Genomic DNA, 19545 nt, shown 5'->3' on the forward strand with positions numbered 1-19545 from the left:
CAAGCTGGTCTTGTCCTAGTTTCCATAAGGGCGTTGTCGCCCTTTTGGTGTATTTATTTCAAATAAAAACAACCTAACACAGTAAACATTATGGCAAAAAAAGATTATTACGAACTGCTCGGCGTGAACAGAGGGGCTGACGAAAAAGAGATCAAAAAAGCCTACAAACGTCTTGCAATGAAATATCACCCTGACCGTAATCAAGGCGATAAAGAAGCTGCCGAGAAATTTAAAGAAATTCAAGAGGCCTATGAAGTATTAAGTGATAGCCAAAAACGTGCGGCTTATGACCAATATGGGCATGCTGCATTTGAACAAGGCGGTGGTGCTGGCGGTTTCGGCGGCTTTGGCGGCGGCGCTGATTTTGGCGATATTTTCGGCGATATTTTTAGTGATATGTTTGGTGGACGTGGAGGTCGCCAGCGTGTCGTTCGTGGCGATGACTTACGCTATGATTTAGAAATTAGCCTTGAAGAAGCGGTCAAAGGTACAACTAAAGATATTCAAATTACTACCTTGGCGGAATGTGATCATTGCCATGGTAGTGGTGCTGAAAAAGACAGCAAAGTGGAAACTTGTCCTACTTGTCATGGTTCTGGTCGTTTACGCCGTCAATCTGGCTTTTTCGTTCAAGAAACCCCTTGCCCAACCTGTCGTGGTACGGGTAAAAAAATTGAGAAACCTTGTAAAAAATGCCATGGTGATGGGCGTGTACAAAAACCAAAAAATCTTTCTGTAAAAATCCCAGCAGGGGTGGATACAGGTAACCAACTACGCTTATCAGGCGAGGGCGCAGCAGGCGAACAAGGTGCACCAGCAGGGGATTTATATGTGGTTATCCATGTTAGACCACACCATATTTTTGAGCGTGATGGCAATAACTTGTATTGTGAAGTGCCAATTAGCTTTACTATGGCGGCATTAGGTGGCGAAGTGGAAGTGCCAACCTTAGACGGCAGAGTCAAACTCAAAATTCCTGCGGAAACTCAAACAGGTAAATTATTCCGTATGCGTGGTAAAGGAGTCGCAAGTGTACGCAGTGGTTATGCGGGTGATTTAATTGTTAAGATTATTGTGGAAACTCCTGTACATCTTAACGAAGAACAAAAAGACCTATTACGCAAACTTGAAGAAAGCCTAGAAGGGCAACCTAAACAACGTCCTAAATCCTCGGGTTTCTTTGATGGAGTAAAAAAATTCTTTGATGATTTAACGAAGTAATTTCTAACTTTAACTTATTAAAAATAGCTAACCAATTTTGGTTAGCTATTTTAATACCTATCAACTACCCCACTACATCACCACCACATCAAACTGATCCTGATGATAAAATACTTCAGTTTTAATTTGAATTTGTTTACCAATAAAGACTTCTAATTCCGCTAATAAGCCATGAGATTCTTCATTGATGAGATAATCCGCCACTGCACGAGAAGCATAAACCAAAAATTGTTCGCTACTATATAAGTGATGTACCCGAATGATTTCACGCATAATTTCATAACAAACCGTTTCTAGGGTTTTCACTCGCCCTCGTCCTTTACAAGCAGGGCATTCGCCACAAAGAACATGCTCAAGGCTTTCTCTAGTTCGTTTACGGGTCATTTCTACTAAACCTAATTGGGTAAAGCCATTAACATTGGTTTTAACCCGATCTTTGGCTAAAGCCTCTTGTAATGATTGTAAAACTCGCTGGCGATGTTCATCAGTTTGCATATCAATAAAATCAATAATGATAATTCCACCGAGATTACGCAGCTGTAATTGTTGAGCAATGGTTTGTGTGGCTTCAATATTGGTATTAAAAATGGTTTCTTCTAAATTGCGATGTCCCACAAAACCACCTGTATTAATATCAATGGTGGTCATTGCCTCAGTTTGTTCAATTATCAAATAACCGCCTGATTTTAAGTTGACACGATTATCTAAGGCTTGTTGGATTGCTCGTTCAATGCCATACATATCAAACAAGGGTTGATTACCTGAATATAACGCTAAGCGGTTAACCAGAGCAGGCATAAATTCTTCGGCAAATTGTTTGACTTCACTAAAACATAATTTAGAATCAATACGAATAATATCCAGCTCTGCCCCAATAAAATCACGCAATAAACGCTGAGCTAATTTTAGCTCGCCATAGAGCATAGATTTAGTGGGATATTTTCCTTTGCGTTCAAGCACTTTACGCCATAACCGCTTTAAAAACTCCGCATCTTGACGCAATTCTTGCTCACTTACCCCCTCTGCGGCAGTACGAATAATAAAGCCCCCTAATTCATCACAAAAAGGTAAGACTAACTCTTTTAAGCGAGCTCGTTCTTCTTCGCTTTCAATCCGTTGAGAAACGCCCACATGGCTATTTTCTGGCATAAACACCAAATAACGAGAAGGTAGAGTTATATCTGTGGTTAATCTTGCTCCTTTCGTGCCGAGGGGATCTTTGACCACTTGTACCACAATATCTTGCCCCTCTCGCACTAATTCGGCAATATCTTTTACCACAAACTGTTTTTGTTCACTTTCTTCCACACATTCTGTATGGGAAACAATATCTGAGGCGTGCAAAAATGCCGCTTTTTCTAAACCAATATCCACAAAAGCCGATTGCATTCCCGGTAAAACTCTTGTTACACGTCCCTTATAAATATTACCGACAATACCGCGTTTGGCTTCTCGCTCAATATGCATTTCCCTTAATACCCCTGTATCCACCAAAGCAATACGGGTTTCATTTGGGGTAACATTCATTAATAACTCTATGCTACTCATTGTTTTCCTTACAATAATCAATTTATCTTGGCAATAGTCTAACTAAAAGGGCAGTGGAATAATAGTGGTAAATTAGAATTAATTATAGTTATTCAACTTAAAATAATACTGTAAGATACACGAAATTCCCCCATTAAAAATGGGCGCCATTTTCAAAATACTGAATATTTTTATCGTTGAATCAATTTTGAAGAGAAATAAAAAAAAGTAAGTCTATGACTGCACTGAATATATTAATAATTTGATAGAAAACATATTCGGAATAAAAAGAATTTAGAATGAAATTAATTTGACATCCTCTATAAAATGAGGACGTCAAATTAAGTTTGATATTCTAAAAAATAACCATACAACTGGCTATTTACTGAAATAGAAACTAAACTATGATTATAGTTTATCTGCGTGTTGTTTTAAGTAGCTTGCTACGCCTTCAGGATTGTCTTTCATTCCTTCTTTGCCTTTTTCCCATTGTGCAGGGCAAACTTCGCCATGTTCTTCATGGAATTGTAAAGCATCAACCATACGTAACATTTCATCAATATTACGACCTAATGGTAAATCATTAACCACTTGGTGACGAACAACGCCGTGTTTATCAATTAGGAATGAAGCACGTAATGCTACACCCGCTTCAGGGTGTTCAATACCATAGGCTTTAGCAATTTCGTGTTTAACATCTGCCACTAAAGCATATTTTACTTCGCCGATACCACCTTTATCTGTTGGGGTTTTACGCCATGCGTTGTGGCTAAATTGAGAATCAATAGAAACACCAATAATTTCTACACCACGTTTAGCAAATTCTTCATAACGGTGATCGAAAGCAATAAGCTCAGAAGGGCATACAAATGTAAAATCTAATGGATAGAAGAAAATCACCGCTGCTTTACCTGCAACGTGTCTTTTGAAGTTAAAGTTATCAACGATTTCGCCGTTACCTAATACAGCTGCCGCATCAAAATCTGGTGCTTGGCGTGTTACTAATACCATAGTAAAATCTCCTTACTAAAATAAAACATTATGGTTAAAAAGATCGACAATCTGATTATTCTAAAAAAGATAATTTTATTTGAATAGTTGTTTTTATCTATTAAATCAATTATTTTTATCTAATAAGAATGATAAATTTATTATAGAGGTATTTATGGCAAAAATAACTGATTTTTCTACCGCACTTATTCATAGTGGACGTAATAAACGTGTTACTCAGGGAAGCGTTAATCCAGTTATCCAGCGTGCATCTTCCCTTGTTTTTGATAATCTTGCTGAAAAAAAGCAGGCAACCATCAATCGTGCTAAAGGCGGTTTGTTTTATGGGCGGCGAGGCACTTTAACGCATTTTGCATTACAGGAAGCTATGTGTGAGCTTGAGGGGGGAGAAGGATGTTATTTATTCCCTTGTGGTGCAGCGGCAGTGACAAATACATTATTGGCTTTTGTGAAAACAGGTGATCATATTTTAATGACGGGCGCAGCTTATGAACCCACACAAGAGTTTTGTAATAAAACCTTAAAAAATTTTGGGGTAGAAACCAGTTATTATGATCCTTTATGTGGTGAAAAAATTGCTCAACTTGTAAAACCAAATACCAAAGTTTTATTTTTAGAAAGTCCGAGTTCATTGACCTTTGAAATTCCAGATATTCCCGCGATGGTTAAGGCTGTTAGAGCGATAAATCCAGATATTGTAATTATGATTGATAATACTTGGTCAGGCGGTATTTTATTTAATGCTTTGCAATATGGCATTGATATTTCAATTCAAGCGGGCACAAAATACCTTGTTGGACATTCTGACGTCATGGTGGGAACAGTGGTTTCCAATGCCCGTTGTTGGGATCAACTGAGAGAAAATGCTTATCTTATGGGGCAAATGCTTGATGCTGATAGTGCTTATATGACAGCAAGAGGATTACGAACTTTGGCTGTGCGTTTAAAACAACACGAGCAAAGTAGTATTGAAGTTGCTAATTGGCTTAGTCAACAGCCAAAAGTTAAGGCAGTTTATCATCCTGCTTTAGCAAGTTGTCCTGGACATGAATATTTTAAACGTGATTTTAATGGTTCAAGTGGTTTGTTTTCTTTTGAATTACAACAAAAACTCTCACAAACGCAACTTGAAGCCTTTATGGATCATTTTAAATTATTTAGTATGGCCTATTCTTGGGGGGGGTATGAATCCCTTATTTTGTTTAATCAACCTGAAGAAATCGCTAAAATTCGTCCTAATATAGACCGCACTTTAACGGGGACATTAATTCGTGTACATATTGGCTTAGAAAAGGTTGATGATCTTATTGCCGATCTTAAAGCAGGATTTGAACGTTTAGACTTAGCGAAATAATTTATAATCGTTTCACAAGGCGGAACACCGAAAATATAGCAAGGAGTACAACACTGTATCATTTTAAAGTGGGGCGACTATACAAATAGGTGGTGTAATGGACAAATGGTTGCTAATAATTTCCTCAAATTATTAGCAACCATTTTAACACTTAAACATTAACGCCACTGTTTAAATTGATTAATTAACCCATTGGTTGAACTATCGTGGCTGGTAATTTTTTGGTTATTTTCTAGCTCAGGGAGGATACGGTTAGCCAGTTGTTTACCTAGCTCTACGCCCCATTGGTCAAAGCTATAAATATTGAAGATTACGCCTTGAACAAAAATCTTATGTTCGTACATCGCAATTAACGCCCCTAAGGAAAATGGCGTAATTTTTTTCAATAAGATTGAGTTAGTTGGTTTATTGCCCTTAAAGACTTTAAACGGCACGATCTCTTTTACCTCTGCCAAGGGTTTACCGGCATTGACAAATTCTTGTTCTACCTCTTGTTGGCTTTTACCAAAAGCGAGCGCTTCGGTTTGCGCAAAGAAATTGGATAATAATTTACTATGGTGATCGCCAATCGGGTTATGACTTTGTGCTGGCGCAATAAAATCACAAGGAATTAAGGTTGTACCTTGATGAATAAGCTGATAGAACGCGTGTTGTCCGTTAGTACCCGGTTCGCCCCAAATAATCGGCCCGGTTTGATAATCCACTTCTTTGCCATCACGTCCAACATATTTACCATTAGACTCCATATTGCCTTGTTGGAAATAAGCGGCAAAACGGTGTAAATACTGATCATAAGGTAAAATGGCTTCCGTTTGTGCCCCTAAGAAATTGGTGTTCCATAAGCCCACTAAGGCTAATGTGGTTGGAATATTTTGTTCAATCGGGGTGTTGCGGAAATGTTTATCCATCGCATTCGCCCCTGATAGTAATTGTTCAAAATTCTCAAAGCCAATGGATAAGGCAATGGATAAGCCAATGGCTGACCATAAGGAATAACGTCCGCCTACCCAATCCCAGAATTCAAACATATTATCGGTATCAATACCAAACTTTTCTACTTCTTTGGCATTGGTTGAGAGAGCCGCAAAATGTTTAGCAATATGGGTTTCATCTTTAGCTGCATTTAATAGCCATTCTCTTGCCGTATGGGCATTGGTCATGGTTTCTTGAGTGGTAAAGGTTTTTGACGCTACCAAAATTAATGTGGTTTCTGGATTCACTTTTTTTAGGGTTTCAACAATATGCGTGCCGTCAACATTAGACACAAAGTGCATATTGAGATGATTTTTGTAAGGGCGTAATGCTTCGGTAACCATATAAGGGCCTAAATCTGATCCGCCGATACCAATATTAATCACATCAGTAATGGCTTTGCCAGTATAACCTTTCCATTCGCCATCAATAATACGTTGGCAGAAAGATTTCATTTTCACCAATACAGCGTTCACATCTGGCATCACATCTTTGCCGTCCACTATCACTGGCGAGTTATCACGATTACGCAAAGCGGTATGTAACACCGCACGATTTTCGGTACGATTGATTTTTTCGCCATTAAACATCGCTTCAATGGCTTGTGGCAAAGCACATTCTTGCGCTAATTGGCGCAATAATTTTAGGGTATCTTGGTTGATCTTGTTTTTTGAAAAATCCACTAAAATTTCATCATTAAAATTTAATGAATATTGTTCAAAACGATCATTTTGCAAGGCAAAAAGTTGTTGAATTGTAACCGCACTTTGCTCGGCATTATGCTGTTCTAAGGCTTTCCAAGCGTTGGTTTGAGTAGGATTAATATTTTGCATAACATTTCCTTTTATTAAATTTAATCAATATATTCGGTGATAACCCGTGGGGTCAATTTTGTAATTAATTCATAACTTAGTAAACCCGTTTGGCGGGCAATTTCTTCAATCGGTAATTCCTTACCCCATAAAATCACTTCATCGCCCACCTTGTCTTGACAGTGTTGCCCTAAGTCCACCGTAAGCATATCCATGGAAACACGTCCCACTATTGGTACTAAACGCCCATTTAAATAAACCGGTGTCCCCATTGGAATATTTCTTGGATAACCATCACCATAACCAATGGCAACCACGCCAATATGGGTATCTTGTGGGCTGATCCAGCTGCCACCATAGCCTACTGGCTCGCCTTTTTTATGGCTACGCACCGCAATTAATGAAGAGGTTAAGGTCATCACAGGCTTTAAGCCATATTGTTGTCCGTGAATATCATTAGGCGAAATGCCGTACATAATAATCCCCGGTCTAATCCATTCCAAATGAGATTGTTGCCAAAATAAAATGCCCCCTGAAGCAGCGATACTTCGTTCTTGTTCTTTCCCTTGGGTTACCGATAAAAAGCGGTCAAGTTGACGTTGAGTATAGTCGGATTGTAACTCGTCTGCTCGACTAAAATGGCTAATAAAGCCGATTTGAGGCAATACATTTTTGCAATTTTTTAAGCGTTGATAAAAATGCTCTACTTGTTCCAAATGCACGCCTAAGCGGTGCATACCTGTATCAATTTTTAGCCAAACCTTAATGGGATTAGGTAACGCACTTTGTTCTAAGGCTTGCATTTGCTCTTCGCAATGCACAATGGTTTGTAAATTATTGACCGCCAAAATGGCAAGATCTTTGGCAGAAAAGAAGCCTTCTAGCAACACAATGGGTTTAATAATGCCGTTGGAACGTAAAGCAAGGGCTTCTTCTAAGCGTGCTACGCCAAAACAATCCACTAAAGGCGCTAATGTTGAAGACACAAAAAACACACCATGCCCATAAGCATTGGCTTTGACCACCGCGATAATTTTGCTCTTTGGGGCTTTATGGCGGATAACTTGGATATTATGCTTTAAGGCTGAGGAACTAATTTTGGCTGTTGCTGGTTTCATAAAACTGTTTAATACTCATCACTATAAGCCTCGCCGGCATAATCGGTAAATTTAGAATATTGCCCTAAAAAGGTTAAACGCACTTTACCAATAGGCCCATTCCGCTGTTTTCCGATAATAATTTCGGCGATACCTTTATTCTCTGAGGTTTCGTTATAAACCTCATCACGATACACAAACATAATTAAATCCGCATCTTGCTCAATAGATCCTGACTCACGCAAGTCGGAATTTACTGGGCGTTTATCCTGTCGGTCATCTAAACGGCGGTTTAACTGTGCTAATGCCACTACGGGGATATTTAACTCTTTAGCTAAGGCTTTTAATGAACGAGAAATCTCGGCGATTTCTAAGGTTCGATTATTGGAGAAGCCTGGGGCTCGCATTAATTGTAAATAATCCACCATAATCATACTTAAGCCACCATGATCACGATAAACCCGTCTTGCTCTTGAGCGTAACTCCGTTGGGGTTAATCCTGGTGTATCATCAATATACATATTCGGCTTATTATTTAACATTTCTGCGGTACTGGCTAATCTTGCCCATTCTTCATCATCGGTAATACGTCCTGTACGGATTTTTGTTTGATCCACCCGAGAAAGGCTGGCGAGCATACGCATCATAATTTGTTCGGCTGGCATTTCTAAACTAAAAACTAAGACGGGTTTATCACTTAACATTGCCGCATTTTCACATAAATTCATGGCAAAAGTGGTTTTTCCCATAGAAGGGCGAGCAGCGACAATAATCAAATCGGAGGGTTGTAAACCTGCGGTTTTCCGATCTAAATCGCGAAAGCCTGTGCTTACCCCCGTTACCCCATCGTGATCTTTCATTTTGCCTAGCTTTTCCACTTTATCAATGGTATCGGCTAAAATACCCAGAATATTTTGCGGCCCCTCATTCTTATTCGCTCGGCGTTCTGCAATAGCAAAAACATCACGCTCCGCTTTGTCTAAGACTTCGCGAATATCCTCGCCTTTATATTGATAACCACTTTTAGCAATACTATGTCCTGTGGCAATCAGCTCTCTTAAAACCGCTTTTTCTCGTACAATTTCCGCATAAGCCACGATATTAGCAGCACTTGGGGTATTTTTAGATAGCTCCGCTAAATAAGCAAACCCCCCTATATCTTGCAAAATGCCCTGATCTTTTAACGCTTGTTCTAAAGTAATTAAATCAATAGGCTTTTGAGCACGCATTAAATTTTCCATTTGCTGAAAAATCGCGCGATGAGCATGATGATAAAAATCCTCTACCACAAGATGATCGGTAATATTATCCCATTCCTGATTAGCCAATAAAATACCGCCAAGTACCCCTTGCTCCGCTTCTAAGGAATGGGGCGAAATGGCCTCTTGTTCCATACTATTGGTTGTTTTTTGTTGTGCCATAATAAATCGGTATGCTGGTTAAAATGAAAGGCTATATGATAACAAATTCAAGCGGGATTGAAATGTGAAAAGTGCGGTGGATTTTGAAAAAAATTTTATCCTCATTTCAATTTAAAATAAGACGAGGCGGTACGCCAAAGCACATGGCAAGGCTTACTATATGGATAAATAAGGGCATAATCCTATGCCCTTATTATCTTGCTTAACCTTTATGCTGACGACGAGCAACCACTGCCTCAGACAAGGCTTGTAAAACCTGTTCAGTATCTTCCCAACCGATACAAGCATCCGTAATACTCTGACCATAGGTTAGCTTATCCGCTTGCCCTTCAATTAAATCTTGGCGACCTTCTACTAAATTACTTTCAATCATTACGCCGAAGATTTGGTTTGAACCTTGACGAATCTGTTCTACCACATCAGCACAAACCTCTAATTGTTTCTTAAATTGTTTATTGCTGTTTGCGTGGCTAAAATCCACCATAACATGAGGAATACGCCCTGATTTTTCAATATCAGCACAAACTGCACTCACATCTTCTTTACTGTAATTTGGGCCTTTATCGCCACCACGCAAAATAATATGGCAATCTTTATTTCCTTTGGTACTCACAATAGCGGAATGCCCGAATTTGGTCACCGATAAGAAATGATGTGGTGATTCAGCTGATCCCATTGCATCAAGGGCAATACGCACCCCACCATTTGTACCATTTTTAAAACCTACGGCACAAGATAAACCAGAAGCTAATTCACGATGCACCTGTGATTCTGTGGTTCTTGCACCAATCGCTCCCCAGCTCATAAAATCTGCCACATATTGTGGCGTAATCATATCCAAAAACTCTCCTGCGGTAGGCACAGTTAATTCATTAATATCCAACAATAATTTGCGTGCCATACGCAATCCATCGTTTAACGCATAGCTACCGTCTAAATGAGGATCATTAATTAATCCTTTCCAACCCACAGTTGTACGAGGCTTTTCAAAATAAACACGCATCACAATTTGTAAATTATCGGCATACTTTTCACGCATTTTTAATAAACGTTGTGCATAATCCAACGCTGCTTTAGGATCATGAATAGAACAAGGCCCAATCACCACCAATAAACGATCATCTTTACGATGAATAATGTCGTGGATTTCTTTACGAGCTTCTTTTACCGTATTGGCGGCTACTTTTGTAGCAGGATAACGCTCAATTAATGCCACAGGTGGTAAAACTTGATCAACACGTTCAATGCGTGTGTCATCATTTTCAATTAAAATATCATTATTATGCTTGTCGGTCATACTACGCCTCATTTTTGTTATGCTATGATAAAAATTTGTTCTAATCTAACACTTATTACTGTACTAGTAAACTAGTTTAAGTTTAAATTTTGCTTTTTGTTAATGACTGCTTAATACTTGAGCAGGCTGTAACTTCGCCGCTCGATTAGCTGGGTAAATACTGGCAAGTAAACTCAAAATCAAAGCGGCACTAAAAACAAATACCACATCTTGCCAATGTAATTCACTAGGTAAAAAGTCCACAAAATAAATGCCATCGGATAACAATTTATGCCCTAATAAAAATTCAATGCCTTTAATCAGCTCGGTTAAATTCAAGGATAAACAAATCCCCAATACAATACCAATAAAACAGCCTTTCATACCCGCTTGTAAACCATACCAAATAAAAATGCGTTTTATAAAACCATTATTCGCCCCTAAGGTTCGCATAATGGCAATATCTGATTGCTTATCTTTGACCGCCATAATTAAGGTTGACACAATATTAAAACAGGCAACCCCTACCACAAGCACCATAGCAATATACATCACCATACGAATTAAGCGTATATCACGATACATATAACCAAATTTGCTGATCCAAGTTTGTGCGGTTAAGGCTTGTGGATAATGGGCTAATAGCGAATAATCGAATTGTTGGACAGCAAAGGGTTGCTTCACCGCAAATTCTACTCCGCTGGCTTGATCAGGCTGATAGCCCAACAATTTTTGTGCCTGTGCCATAGGCATTAACGCATAGCTATGATCTAATTGCCCATCTAAGCGTAAAATGCCTGACACTTGAATACGTTCTCTTAATGGTTGGCTTAGTTGTGTACCGCCATTTTGTTGGGAAATCAGTAAACTTACCCAATCGCCTACCTTTACCCCTAACTCCTGTGCAATGCCATAACCTAAAATAAGCCCACTATTGGCATTAAAATGTTGCCAGGCGTTATCAAGTACAAAATGCCCCAAGGCGCTCACTTGATCGAGCTGTTGTTTATCCACGCCTTTAACTTGCACCACCTTAAGTTTAGTGCCATTTTCTACCAAAGCCGTAAACCCTACAAAGGGAGATACACCTTTAATCTGTGGCGATTGTTGCAATAATTCCACTAAATTTTGATAATGATACAAACGATCATTCTCTCTCTCAGCCTGATAAGGCAAAATTTCCACATGGGGAACAACGGCTAAAATACGCTGATTTAGCTCCCGTTCAAAGCCATTCATTGCACTTAGACCTAAAATTAACACAGCGACCCCAAGGGCAATGCCTATGGTAGAAAATGCCGAAATTAAGGAGACCAAACGATTTTTTTGTCGCCCTCGCTGATAACGCCAACTAATAAAAAATGCTGTATTCATAAAATTTTTCCTATTAAAAATTTTCCTATTTTATACCGCACTTTCAGGCTGTAACACACCATCTTGCATCACCAAACGGCGATTTAATTTTTGTGCCAACTGCAAATCATGAGTAACCAATAAAAAACCAATATTTTGTTGTTGGTTAAGCTCTTGAATTAATTCAAAAATGCTTTCCGTTGTCGCCCGATCAAGATTACCAGTAGGTTCATCAGCTAACACTAAAGCGGGATTATTGACCAAAGCCCGAGCAATGGCAACCCGTTGACGTTCGCCACCTGATAACGCCGCAGGACGATGATCCATACGATGTTTTAACCCCACCGAAATCAGCATCTGTTCCGCCCGTTGCGCCGCTTCTGTTTTATTCATTTTGCCAATAAATAATGGCATCATCACATTTTCTAAGGCACTGAAGTCCGCCATAAGATGATGAAATTGATAAACAAAGCCTAAATATTGATTGCGTAATTTGGCTAACTGGCTTTCGGACAATGCTGATAACGGTTGTCCATTAATCGCCACCTCCCCTACACTAGGCTTATCCAATCCCCCTAATAAATGCAATAAAGTAGACTTTCCTGAGCCAGAACTGCCCACAATCGCCACAAGCTCGCCCGCTTGCATAGAGAAACTCACATTTTTTAACACTTGCGTTTGTTTGTCGCCTTCAAGATAAGACTTTGACAACTGCTGGCAAGTTAAAAGTGCGGTGGATTTTTCATTTATTTTTATCGCATTATTCATAACGTAACGCCTCTGCGGGTTCAATTTTTGATGCTCGATAAGCTGGATAAAGGGTAGATAAAAGCGAAAGCAACAGAGAAAAGAAAAAGATCGCTATAATCTGTTGATAATGAAGTAAAGTTGGCAGATGAATCACCTCTTGATGAAACCATTGCAAAATATCCGCTAAAGAAAGGCTAACCACAACGCCCAATAGGGTGCCGATCAAGCTCCCTACTAAGCCAACAAAAAATCCTTGATAAATGAAAATATGGCGTATTTGTGCTTTCGTCATACCTTGTGTTTGTAAAATCGCAATTTCGCCTTGTTTATCCATAACCATTAAACTTAACGAGGTAACAATATTAGACACTGCCACAATAATAATCAAACTAATCAATAAGCCCATCATATTTTTTTCCATGCGTACCGCTTGGAAAAATTCGCCTTTTTGCGAACGCCAATCGCTAATATGCCAATCTGACTTTAACACATCTGGCAATTTCACAATATCAAAAGGATCGGATAAAAAAAGGCGATACCCTTGAAATTGCTCCGCCGAAAGGCGCATTAAACGTCCAATATCCGCTAAATTGGTAAACACTTGATAAGTTGAGGCATCCGCATTGGAATAATAAATTTGGCTCACTGTAAACAGGCGTTGAGTAGGCACACGCCCTAAAGGGGTATATTGGCTATTTTCCGTCAACATTACCCGCACTTTATCCCCTATGTTTAGCTGTAGTTGCTCCGCTAATCTTGAACCAATGATGATATTAAATTGTCCAGCAGGTAACCAATTTTCAAACTCTTGAGCGGGAAAATTCGCCAATATAGGATCATCACTCAATGCTCGAATACCAATGACAACGCCCGCACTGACACTATGATGACTTTGTAAAATCGCATTGGTACTATTTATTGGAATGGCTTTTTGTACCCACGAAGGGAAATGCGGAGGGACAGACTGAGCATTTAATTCCCCTTGTTGTGGGGTAATTATCCCATGAGGAATAGTCGATAAAACCTGTTGTTTTTGCTGGCGTTCTAACCCATTCATAATGGATAACACAATAATTAATGCCATCACGCCTAATATAATCCCAATACTGGCAAGATAGGTCACTAATCGCCCAAAACGTTCGGCACTTTTTGCTCGCCAATAACGTAAAGCAATAAACAAAGAAATATTCAACCTAATGTTCCTATGCAACAAAGAATAACAAAAAACACTTTGATAACAGCCCTTATTCAGCTGTTATCAAAGATTAACCTGTCGCCGTTTCCAATTTAAAATAAGACAAGACTTACCAATGCAGTATTATTTTAAAGTATGCGACTATTTACCTGTAGCAACAAATTCCTCAATATTTTCACTGACTTTCTTTACTAAGGTGGTTACCGCAGAATCACTTGCCCAAGCAATATGTGGTGTAATCAGTAAATTTGGCATGGTTTTTGCCGCTTGAAGTAATGGATTATCTTTTTCTGGCGGTTCTTTGATCATCACATCAATCGCTGCCCCAGCTAATTGCCCTGATTTCAAAGCCGCTAACAAGGCTTGCTCGTCCACTAATGGCCCACGCCCAGTATTAATCAATAATGCCCCTTTCTTACACAAGGCTAAGGTATCTTGATTAATCAAATTTTTTGTACTTTCCGTTAATGGACAATGTAAACTGAGAATATCCGCTTGTTTGAAAACCTCTTCAAAAGGGGTATAACCCTCTCGGCATTGTTCCGCTCCTTGATGTTCGGCATATAATACTTGCATACCCAATGCTTGAGCTAAACGTCCCACTTCTTGCCCTAAACATCCTTTACCAAAAATCCCTAAAGTCGAACCACGAACATCGGTAATAGGATAATCAAAATAACAGAATTGTTTACTTTCTGCCCATTTATCCGTTAATTGATCCTTAATCCAACCCACTAAACTATGTTTTAAGGCAAAAATCATCGCTAAAACATGTTCAGGAACCGTAACATTAGAATACCCCGCCACATTTTTTACACAAATGCCTAAGGCTTTAGCCACTTCAAGATCCACATTATTTGTGCCTGTGGCAGTAATGGCGATTAATTTTAATTGTGGTAATTGTTGCATTAACTCACGAGAAAAAACCACTTTGCTGGTAATCGCTATCTCTGCCCCTTGCAAACGTTCTAACACTTGCTCCGCGGAAGTATGATCATATTCAATCCATTCATGCTCAAATTTCGGTCGAGGAATATCAATATGTGCGGGAATTGCTGTACGATCTAAAAAGACAATTTTCATAGGCTCTCCTTAGTGGGTTGTTTACTTAATGTTCTAATTAGCGTTCAGTATCTAATGGCGCAAAACTTTTTACCAAATCATCAATGGCTTTCATTTGGCTCACAAAACCAGGTAATGCCGATAATGGCAAGGCAGAAGGCCCATCACATTTCGCACTATTCGGATCAGGATGTGCCTCTAAGAATAATCCAGCCAATCCAACCGCCATACCTGCTCGAGCTAATTCGGTAACCTGACCTCGGCGACCACCAGAAGCTGTACCAAAAGGATCACGACATTGCAATGAATGGGTTACATCAAAAATCACTGGGCAACCTTTAGATACCTTACGCATAATACTAAAGCCAAGCATATCCACCACCAAGTTATCGTAACCAAAATTGCTACCTCGATCACATAAAATCACTTGATCATTACCGCATTCGGCGATTTTCTCCACAATATTGCCCATTTGTCCCGGGCTTAAAAACTGCGGTTTTTTCACATTAATCACCGCTCCCGTGCGTGCCATTGCCTCAACTAAATCCGTTTGACGAGCTAAAAAGGCAGGTAATTGAATGACATCAACCACCTCAGCTACGGGTTGGCATTGATAAATTTCATGCACATCAGTAATAATTTTTACTCCAAATTCTCGTTTTAATTCAGCAAAAATCGCCAAACCTTGCTCCATACCCGGCCCACGATAAGAATGAATGGAAGAGCGATTTGCTTTATCAAAGGAGGCTTTAAACACATAAGGAATGTTGAGCTTATCTGTGACTTCCACATAAGCCTCACAAACCCGCATCGCCATATCTCGGCTTTCTAACACATTCATACCGCCAAATAAAACAAAAGGTTTATCATTTGCTACTTCAATTTGACCAATTTTAACAATTTTATTTTGTTGCATTTTTTATTCCTTACTTTAATGAAGTACATCATTATGTTGTTTTAATTCTGCTAATTGCGCCACTAATAAAACCGCCGTAGGATCATCAGGACATTTCTCCACAAAATAATCTAAATCGGCGATAGCCGCATCAATACATTGCATATTGGCTAACACTAATCCTCGATCACGAATTTCATAAGGATCATCAGGATGCCAAAGTAATAAATGTTCAATAACCTGCAAAGCCGAGAAATTTCGCCCTTCACGAATTAAGGCGTGTTTCGCCACTTGGTAAACACGATGATCAATTTCTGCCTCAGAACTTATGGATAAATCTTCTTCCCTTAACTGATGCCCAAATCCCAAATAGCCTTCAAATAAAGTAGCGAGCATTGATCGTGAAATAAATTTTCCGTCCCAAGGATCAATAAACAAGGTTTCCTCCTCAAGATCAACCCTTAGCACTAATTGGGTAGGGAAATTAATAGGATAAATAGGCAGTTGTAGGGAAGCCGCCAAATACAGTACAATCGCCCCCAAACTGACAGGCATACCCTGTTTACGCTCAAAAACCTTAGCTAAATAGAGATTATCCACATAAAAATACTGATCGGGATCGCAATGAAATCCCCATTCTTGATAAACTAACCTCAATAAATGTTCCACTTTCTGTTTAGAGCTTAATTCTTCTCCAATCTGCTTGCGTGCTTTACGAACTAAGCCCCCCATAGAGGATCGAATATGAGATAACAATTCTCCCTCATCGTCGCAAGTAATTAAATAAAAACTCACTAAGGTATCAAACAATGCTTTTTGATTATATTTCTTCATATTCACTGTATTTATTCAATTTCTTATTATGGGTTAAGGCAAGCCAAGGTGATACGATCTCGCTGCCCATAATCTTGCCGTGTTTCCACTTGCTGCCAATTATTTTTATCAAAAAACGACCGCACTTTTTCGGCTTGTTGCCAGCCATGCTCCAGAATTAACCAACCTTGCGGACGTAAAAAATGCGGTGCTTGATGCACAATCCAATGTAAGTCCGCTAACCCTTGTTGTTCTGCCACTAAGGCTGAACGTGGTTCAAAACGTACATCACCTTGTTGTAAATGCTCGTCCCTTGCATCAATATAAGGTGGATTGCTGACAATTAAATCAAACTTATCATTAGGATCAAGCTGAGCAAACCAATGACTTTGTATAACCTTAATCTTTAAATGATGCCGTTGTGCATTTTGTTGAGCCAAAGCCACCGCTTGTTCCACCACGTCCACCGCATAAATCTCAAGTTCAATGCCTTGCTTGCTTGCCCAAGGGGTAAGCTCTGCGGCTAACGCTAAGGCTATTGCCCCTGTGCCTGTGCCTAAATCTAAAATGCGTAACCGTTTTTCGGTCAATAAAGGGGCAAGAAAAACGTTGACCAAACCCACCGCACTTTCTACTAAACATTCCGTATCAGGACGGGGAATTAAGGTATAAGGCGAAACCCACAAAGGCAATGACCAAAACTCTTTCTCACCAAGAATATAGGCCATAGGCTCGCCCTCTAAACGGCGTTGCAATAAACAGGTTAATTCTTGCTGTTGTTTTTCTGACAACAAGGTATCGGCAAAAGCAAACTGATAGGCACGATTTTTCCCCGTTACCTTTTCAAGCAATAAATGGGTATCTAATTTTGCACTCTCCATAAAAGAGGCTTGCTCTAATTGCCCTATGGCTTGTACAAGCCATTGTGCATAGGTCATCAGGCTTGTTCCGATAATGCCGCTAATTGATCGGCTTGATATTCAGTAATAATAGGTTCAATTAATTCATCAATTTTACCATTCATCACTTCATCTAAACGGTAAACCGTCAAATTAATCCGATGATCGGTAACACGCCCTTGCGGATAATTGTAGGTACGAATTTTATCGGAACGATCCCCAGAACCTAATAAATTACGTCTCGTCGTTGCTTGTTCCGCCGCTTGACGCTCCTGCTCCACTTGCACAATACGAGAAGCAAGGACAGACAAGGCTTTCGCTTTATTTTTATGTTGCGAACGTTCATCTTGACATTCAACCACAATGCCCGTAGGAATATGGGTAATTCGCACCGCAGAATCGGTGGTATTCACGTGCTGCCCCCCTGCGCCAGAAGAACGATAAGTATCGATCCGCAAATCCGCAGGATTAATTTCAGGCAATTCACTTTCAGGTAATTCAGGCATCACTGCCACCGTACAAGCAGAAGTATGAATACGCCCTTGCGATTCCGTTTTAGGCACACGTTGAACACGATGTCCGCCAGACTCAAATTTTAATTGCCCATAAACATTGTCGCCACTAATACGCGCAATAATCTCTTTATAACCGCCCTGCTCGCTTTCATTTTCGCTAAGCACTTCCACACGCCAACGTTTAGACTCCGCATAACGGCTATACATACGGAATAAATCCCCAGCAAAAATGCCCGCTTCATCACCGCCAGTTCCCGCCCGAATTTCTAAATAACAGTTATATTCATCATTCGGATCTTTTGGCAATAATAAAATTTGTAGCTGTTGTTCCGTGGTTTCAATTTCGCTGTTGCATTCTTCAATTTCTAATTCTGCCATTTCCTTCATATCAGGATCATCGAGCAAAAGCTCAGCGTCTTGCTTATTCTTATGCAACTGTTGCCAGCGAGAAAAACATTTCACCACATCTTCTAATTGTGCATATTCTTTAGAATAAGCCCTAAATTTATCCTGTTCAGCAATAACAGTGGCGTCCCCCAATAGGGCTTCAAGCTCTTGATGACGCTCATTTAAACTTTCTAATTTCGCAATAATACTCGGTTTCATTGACTAACCTTTATCATACTCAACAAAATTCGCTTATTCTAACACGCTTTTCTCAGCGATGGCACAAAAAACAATCCCCTTGTTGAATAAATCAACAAGGGGATTAAAATCAAATGGATCACGCCATTAAAACGTTGAAGTATCTTGAAATAAACCTACCTTCAAATCGGTTGCCGTATAAATCACACGTCCATCAACCTCCACTTCGCCATCAGCCATACCCATCACTAATTTACGATTAATCACACGTTTCATATGAATACGATAGGTTACTTTTTTGGCAGTAGGTAAAACTTGTCCTGTAAATTTTACCTCGCCTACCCCTAAAGCACGTCCTTTTCCCTGTCCGCCGATCCAACCTAAGAAAAATCCCACTAATTGCCACATGGCATCAAGCCCTAAACACCCTGGCATCACAGGATCGCCTAAAAAATGACAACCAAAAAAATCTAATTGAGGATGAATGTCCAATTCCGCTTCAATATAGCCCTTGCCAAATTTTCCCCCATTCTCATTCATCTCAACCACACGATCCATCATAAGCATACTTGGTGCGGGTAACTGAGGGCCATTTTCGCCAAAAAGCTCCCCTCGCCCTGATGCCAACAAATCTTCATAAGAATAGGAATGTTTTCTATTTGAGGTACAAGTGTTCATCATTTTATTTTCCTCTTATTTATAATAAATCTTTATGCTAAGCATATGCCAAGATTTTAACAGAGTTAAACTCAAAACAAAATAGCTAACACTTGTAAGCTTACTTGTC

Annotated in this window: 17 protein-coding genes; 2 read left to right on the plus strand and 15 right to left on the minus strand. The window is 39.5% G+C overall.

Annotation, left to right across the window (positions count from 1 at the left end; all coding sequences use genetic code 11):
* Positions 1-90 precede the first annotated feature (90 nt).
* The gene (gene dnaJ / locus EV694_RS02905) at positions 91-1221 is read left to right on the plus strand and encodes a molecular chaperone DnaJ (RefSeq protein ID WP_132688969.1); all 1131 of its coding nucleotides are present in this window, start codon (positions 91-93) and stop codon (positions 1219-1221) included.
* A gap of 72 nt (positions 1222-1293) precedes the next feature.
* On the opposite strand, the gene rng is transcribed toward dnaJ, so the two are convergent.
* Entirely contained in the window at positions 1294-2769 is a 1476-nt protein-coding gene (gene rng, locus EV694_RS02910) for a ribonuclease G (RefSeq protein WP_132688972.1), read from the minus strand.
* A 387-nt stretch (positions 2770-3156) separates the two neighbouring features.
* Positions 3157-3759 carry a peroxiredoxin C gene (locus EV694_RS02915; RefSeq protein ID WP_132688975.1) on the minus strand — a complete coding sequence of 201 codons (603 nt, stop codon included), beginning with the start codon at positions 3757-3759 and terminating at the stop codon, positions 3157-3159.
* A gap of 154 nt (positions 3760-3913) precedes the next feature.
* Between EV694_RS02915 and metC the strand changes: the two genes are divergently transcribed.
* Positions 3914-5113: a cystathionine beta-lyase gene (metC, locus tag EV694_RS02920; protein ID WP_132688977.1), complete on the plus strand. Its 1200-nt coding sequence runs from the start codon at positions 3914-3916 to the stop codon at positions 5111-5113.
* Between the two features lie 158 nt (positions 5114-5271).
* Here metC and pgi read toward each other — a convergent pair whose 3' ends face one another.
* The 13 genes from pgi to fabA form a co-directional block, all read right to left on the minus strand.
* Complete coding sequence (pgi, locus tag EV694_RS02925) at positions 5272-6918, minus strand: glucose-6-phosphate isomerase (RefSeq protein WP_132688980.1); 1647 nt, start codon at positions 6916-6918, stop codon at positions 5272-5274.
* A 20-nt stretch (positions 6919-6938) separates the two neighbouring features.
* Complete coding sequence (gene alr / locus EV694_RS02930) at positions 6939-8015, minus strand: alanine racemase (protein ID WP_132688983.1); 1077 nt, start codon at positions 8013-8015, stop codon at positions 6939-6941.
* An 8-nt stretch (positions 8016-8023) separates the two neighbouring features.
* Positions 8024-9415 (minus strand): replicative DNA helicase, encoded by a 1392-nt coding sequence (locus tag EV694_RS02935; protein WP_132688986.1) that lies wholly within the window; start codon positions 9413-9415, stop codon positions 8024-8026.
* A gap of 202 nt (positions 9416-9617) precedes the next feature.
* Entirely contained in the window at positions 9618-10712 is a 1095-nt protein-coding gene (gene aroG / locus EV694_RS02940) for a 3-deoxy-7-phosphoheptulonate synthase AroG (protein WP_279386847.1), read from the minus strand.
* A 99-nt stretch (positions 10713-10811) separates the two neighbouring features.
* Positions 10812-12065, minus strand: coding sequence for a lipoprotein-releasing ABC transporter permease subunit LolE (gene lolE, locus EV694_RS02945; RefSeq protein WP_132688989.1), 1254 nt, complete (start codon positions 12063-12065; stop codon positions 10812-10814).
* A 30-nt stretch (positions 12066-12095) separates the two neighbouring features.
* Positions 12096-12812: a lipoprotein-releasing ABC transporter ATP-binding protein LolD gene (gene lolD, locus EV694_RS02950; RefSeq protein WP_132688992.1), complete on the minus strand. Its 717-nt coding sequence runs from the start codon at positions 12810-12812 to the stop codon at positions 12096-12098.
* Entirely contained in the window at positions 12805-13992 is a 1188-nt protein-coding gene (locus EV694_RS02955; RefSeq protein WP_132689235.1) for a lipoprotein-releasing ABC transporter permease subunit, read from the minus strand. The genes lolD and EV694_RS02955 overlap by 8 nt, the downstream gene beginning before the upstream one ends.
* Positions 13993-14130: 138 nt before the next feature.
* Positions 14131-15072, minus strand: coding sequence for a 2-hydroxyacid dehydrogenase (locus EV694_RS02960; RefSeq protein ID WP_132688995.1), 942 nt, complete (start codon positions 15070-15072; stop codon positions 14131-14133).
* A 37-nt stretch (positions 15073-15109) separates the two neighbouring features.
* Positions 15110-15967 (minus strand): 3-deoxy-8-phosphooctulonate synthase, encoded by an 858-nt coding sequence (kdsA, locus tag EV694_RS02965; protein WP_132688997.1) that lies wholly within the window; start codon positions 15965-15967, stop codon positions 15110-15112.
* A gap of 15 nt (positions 15968-15982) precedes the next feature.
* Positions 15983-16780 (minus strand): SirB1 family protein, encoded by a 798-nt coding sequence (locus tag EV694_RS02970; protein WP_132689000.1) that lies wholly within the window; start codon positions 16778-16780, stop codon positions 15983-15985.
* A 26-nt stretch (positions 16781-16806) separates the two neighbouring features.
* A complete protein-coding gene (prmC, locus tag EV694_RS02975) occupies positions 16807-17697 on the minus strand; it encodes a peptide chain release factor N(5)-glutamine methyltransferase (RefSeq protein WP_132689003.1) in 891 nt (296 codons plus the stop codon).
* Complete coding sequence (prfA, locus tag EV694_RS02980; RefSeq protein WP_132689006.1) at positions 17697-18779, minus strand: peptide chain release factor 1; 1083 nt, start codon at positions 18777-18779, stop codon at positions 17697-17699. The genes prmC and prfA overlap by 1 nt, the downstream gene beginning before the upstream one ends.
* Before the next feature lie 126 nt (positions 18780-18905).
* Complete coding sequence (fabA, locus tag EV694_RS02985; RefSeq protein WP_165865494.1) at positions 18906-19436, minus strand: 3-hydroxyacyl-[acyl-carrier-protein] dehydratase FabA; 531 nt, start codon at positions 19434-19436, stop codon at positions 18906-18908.
* Positions 19437-19545 lie beyond the last annotated feature (109 nt).

The organism is Volucribacter psittacicida, from assembly GCF_004339025.1.
GTDB lineage: Bacteria > Pseudomonadota > Gammaproteobacteria > Enterobacterales > Pasteurellaceae > Volucribacter > Volucribacter psittacicida.

Bases quoted from the DNA above. Each gene is read 5' to 3' on its own strand.
- dnaJ (WP_132688969.1), top strand. From the start codon at position 91: ATGGCAAAAAAAGATTATTACGAACTGCTCGGCGTGAACAGAGGGGCT.
- rng (WP_132688972.1), bottom strand. From the start codon at position 2,769: ATGAGTAGCATAGAGTTATTAATGAATGTTACCCCAAATGAAACCCGT.
- EV694_RS02915 (WP_132688975.1), bottom strand. From the start codon at position 3,759: ATGGTATTAGTAACACGCCAAGCACCAGATTTTGATGCGGCAGCTGTA.
- metC (WP_132688977.1), top strand. From the start codon at position 3,914: ATGGCAAAAATAACTGATTTTTCTACCGCACTTATTCATAGTGGACGT.
- pgi (WP_132688980.1), bottom strand. From the start codon at position 6,918: ATGCAAAATATTAATCCTACTCAAACCAACGCTTGGAAAGCCTTAGAA.
- alr (WP_132688983.1), bottom strand. From the start codon at position 8,015: ATGAAACCAGCAACAGCCAAAATTAGTTCCTCAGCCTTAAAGCATAAT.
- EV694_RS02935 (WP_132688986.1), bottom strand. From the start codon at position 9,415: ATGGCACAACAAAAAACAACCAATAGTATGGAACAAGAGGCCATTTCG.
- aroG (WP_279386847.1), bottom strand. From the start codon at position 10,712: ATGACCGACAAGCATAATAATGATATTTTAATTGAAAATGATGACACA.
- lolE (WP_132688989.1), bottom strand. From the start codon at position 12,065: ATGAATACAGCATTTTTTATTAGTTGGCGTTATCAGCGAGGGCGACAA.
- lolD (WP_132688992.1), bottom strand. From the start codon at position 12,812: ATGAATAATGCGATAAAAATAAATGAAAAATCCACCGCACTTTTAACT.
- EV694_RS02960 (WP_132688995.1), bottom strand. From the start codon at position 15,072: ATGAAAATTGTCTTTTTAGATCGTACAGCAATTCCCGCACATATTGAT.
- kdsA (WP_132688997.1), bottom strand. From the start codon at position 15,967: ATGCAACAAAATAAAATTGTTAAAATTGGTCAAATTGAAGTAGCAAAT.
- EV694_RS02970 (WP_132689000.1), bottom strand. From the start codon at position 16,780: ATGAAGAAATATAATCAAAAAGCATTGTTTGATACCTTAGTGAGTTTT.
- prmC (WP_132689003.1), bottom strand. From the start codon at position 17,697: ATGACCTATGCACAATGGCTTGTACAAGCCATAGGGCAATTAGAGCAA.
- prfA (WP_132689006.1), bottom strand. From the start codon at position 18,779: ATGAAACCGAGTATTATTGCGAAATTAGAAAGTTTAAATGAGCGTCAT.
- fabA (WP_165865494.1), bottom strand. From the start codon at position 19,436: ATGAACACTTGTACCTCAAATAGAAAACATTCCTATTCTTATGAAGAT.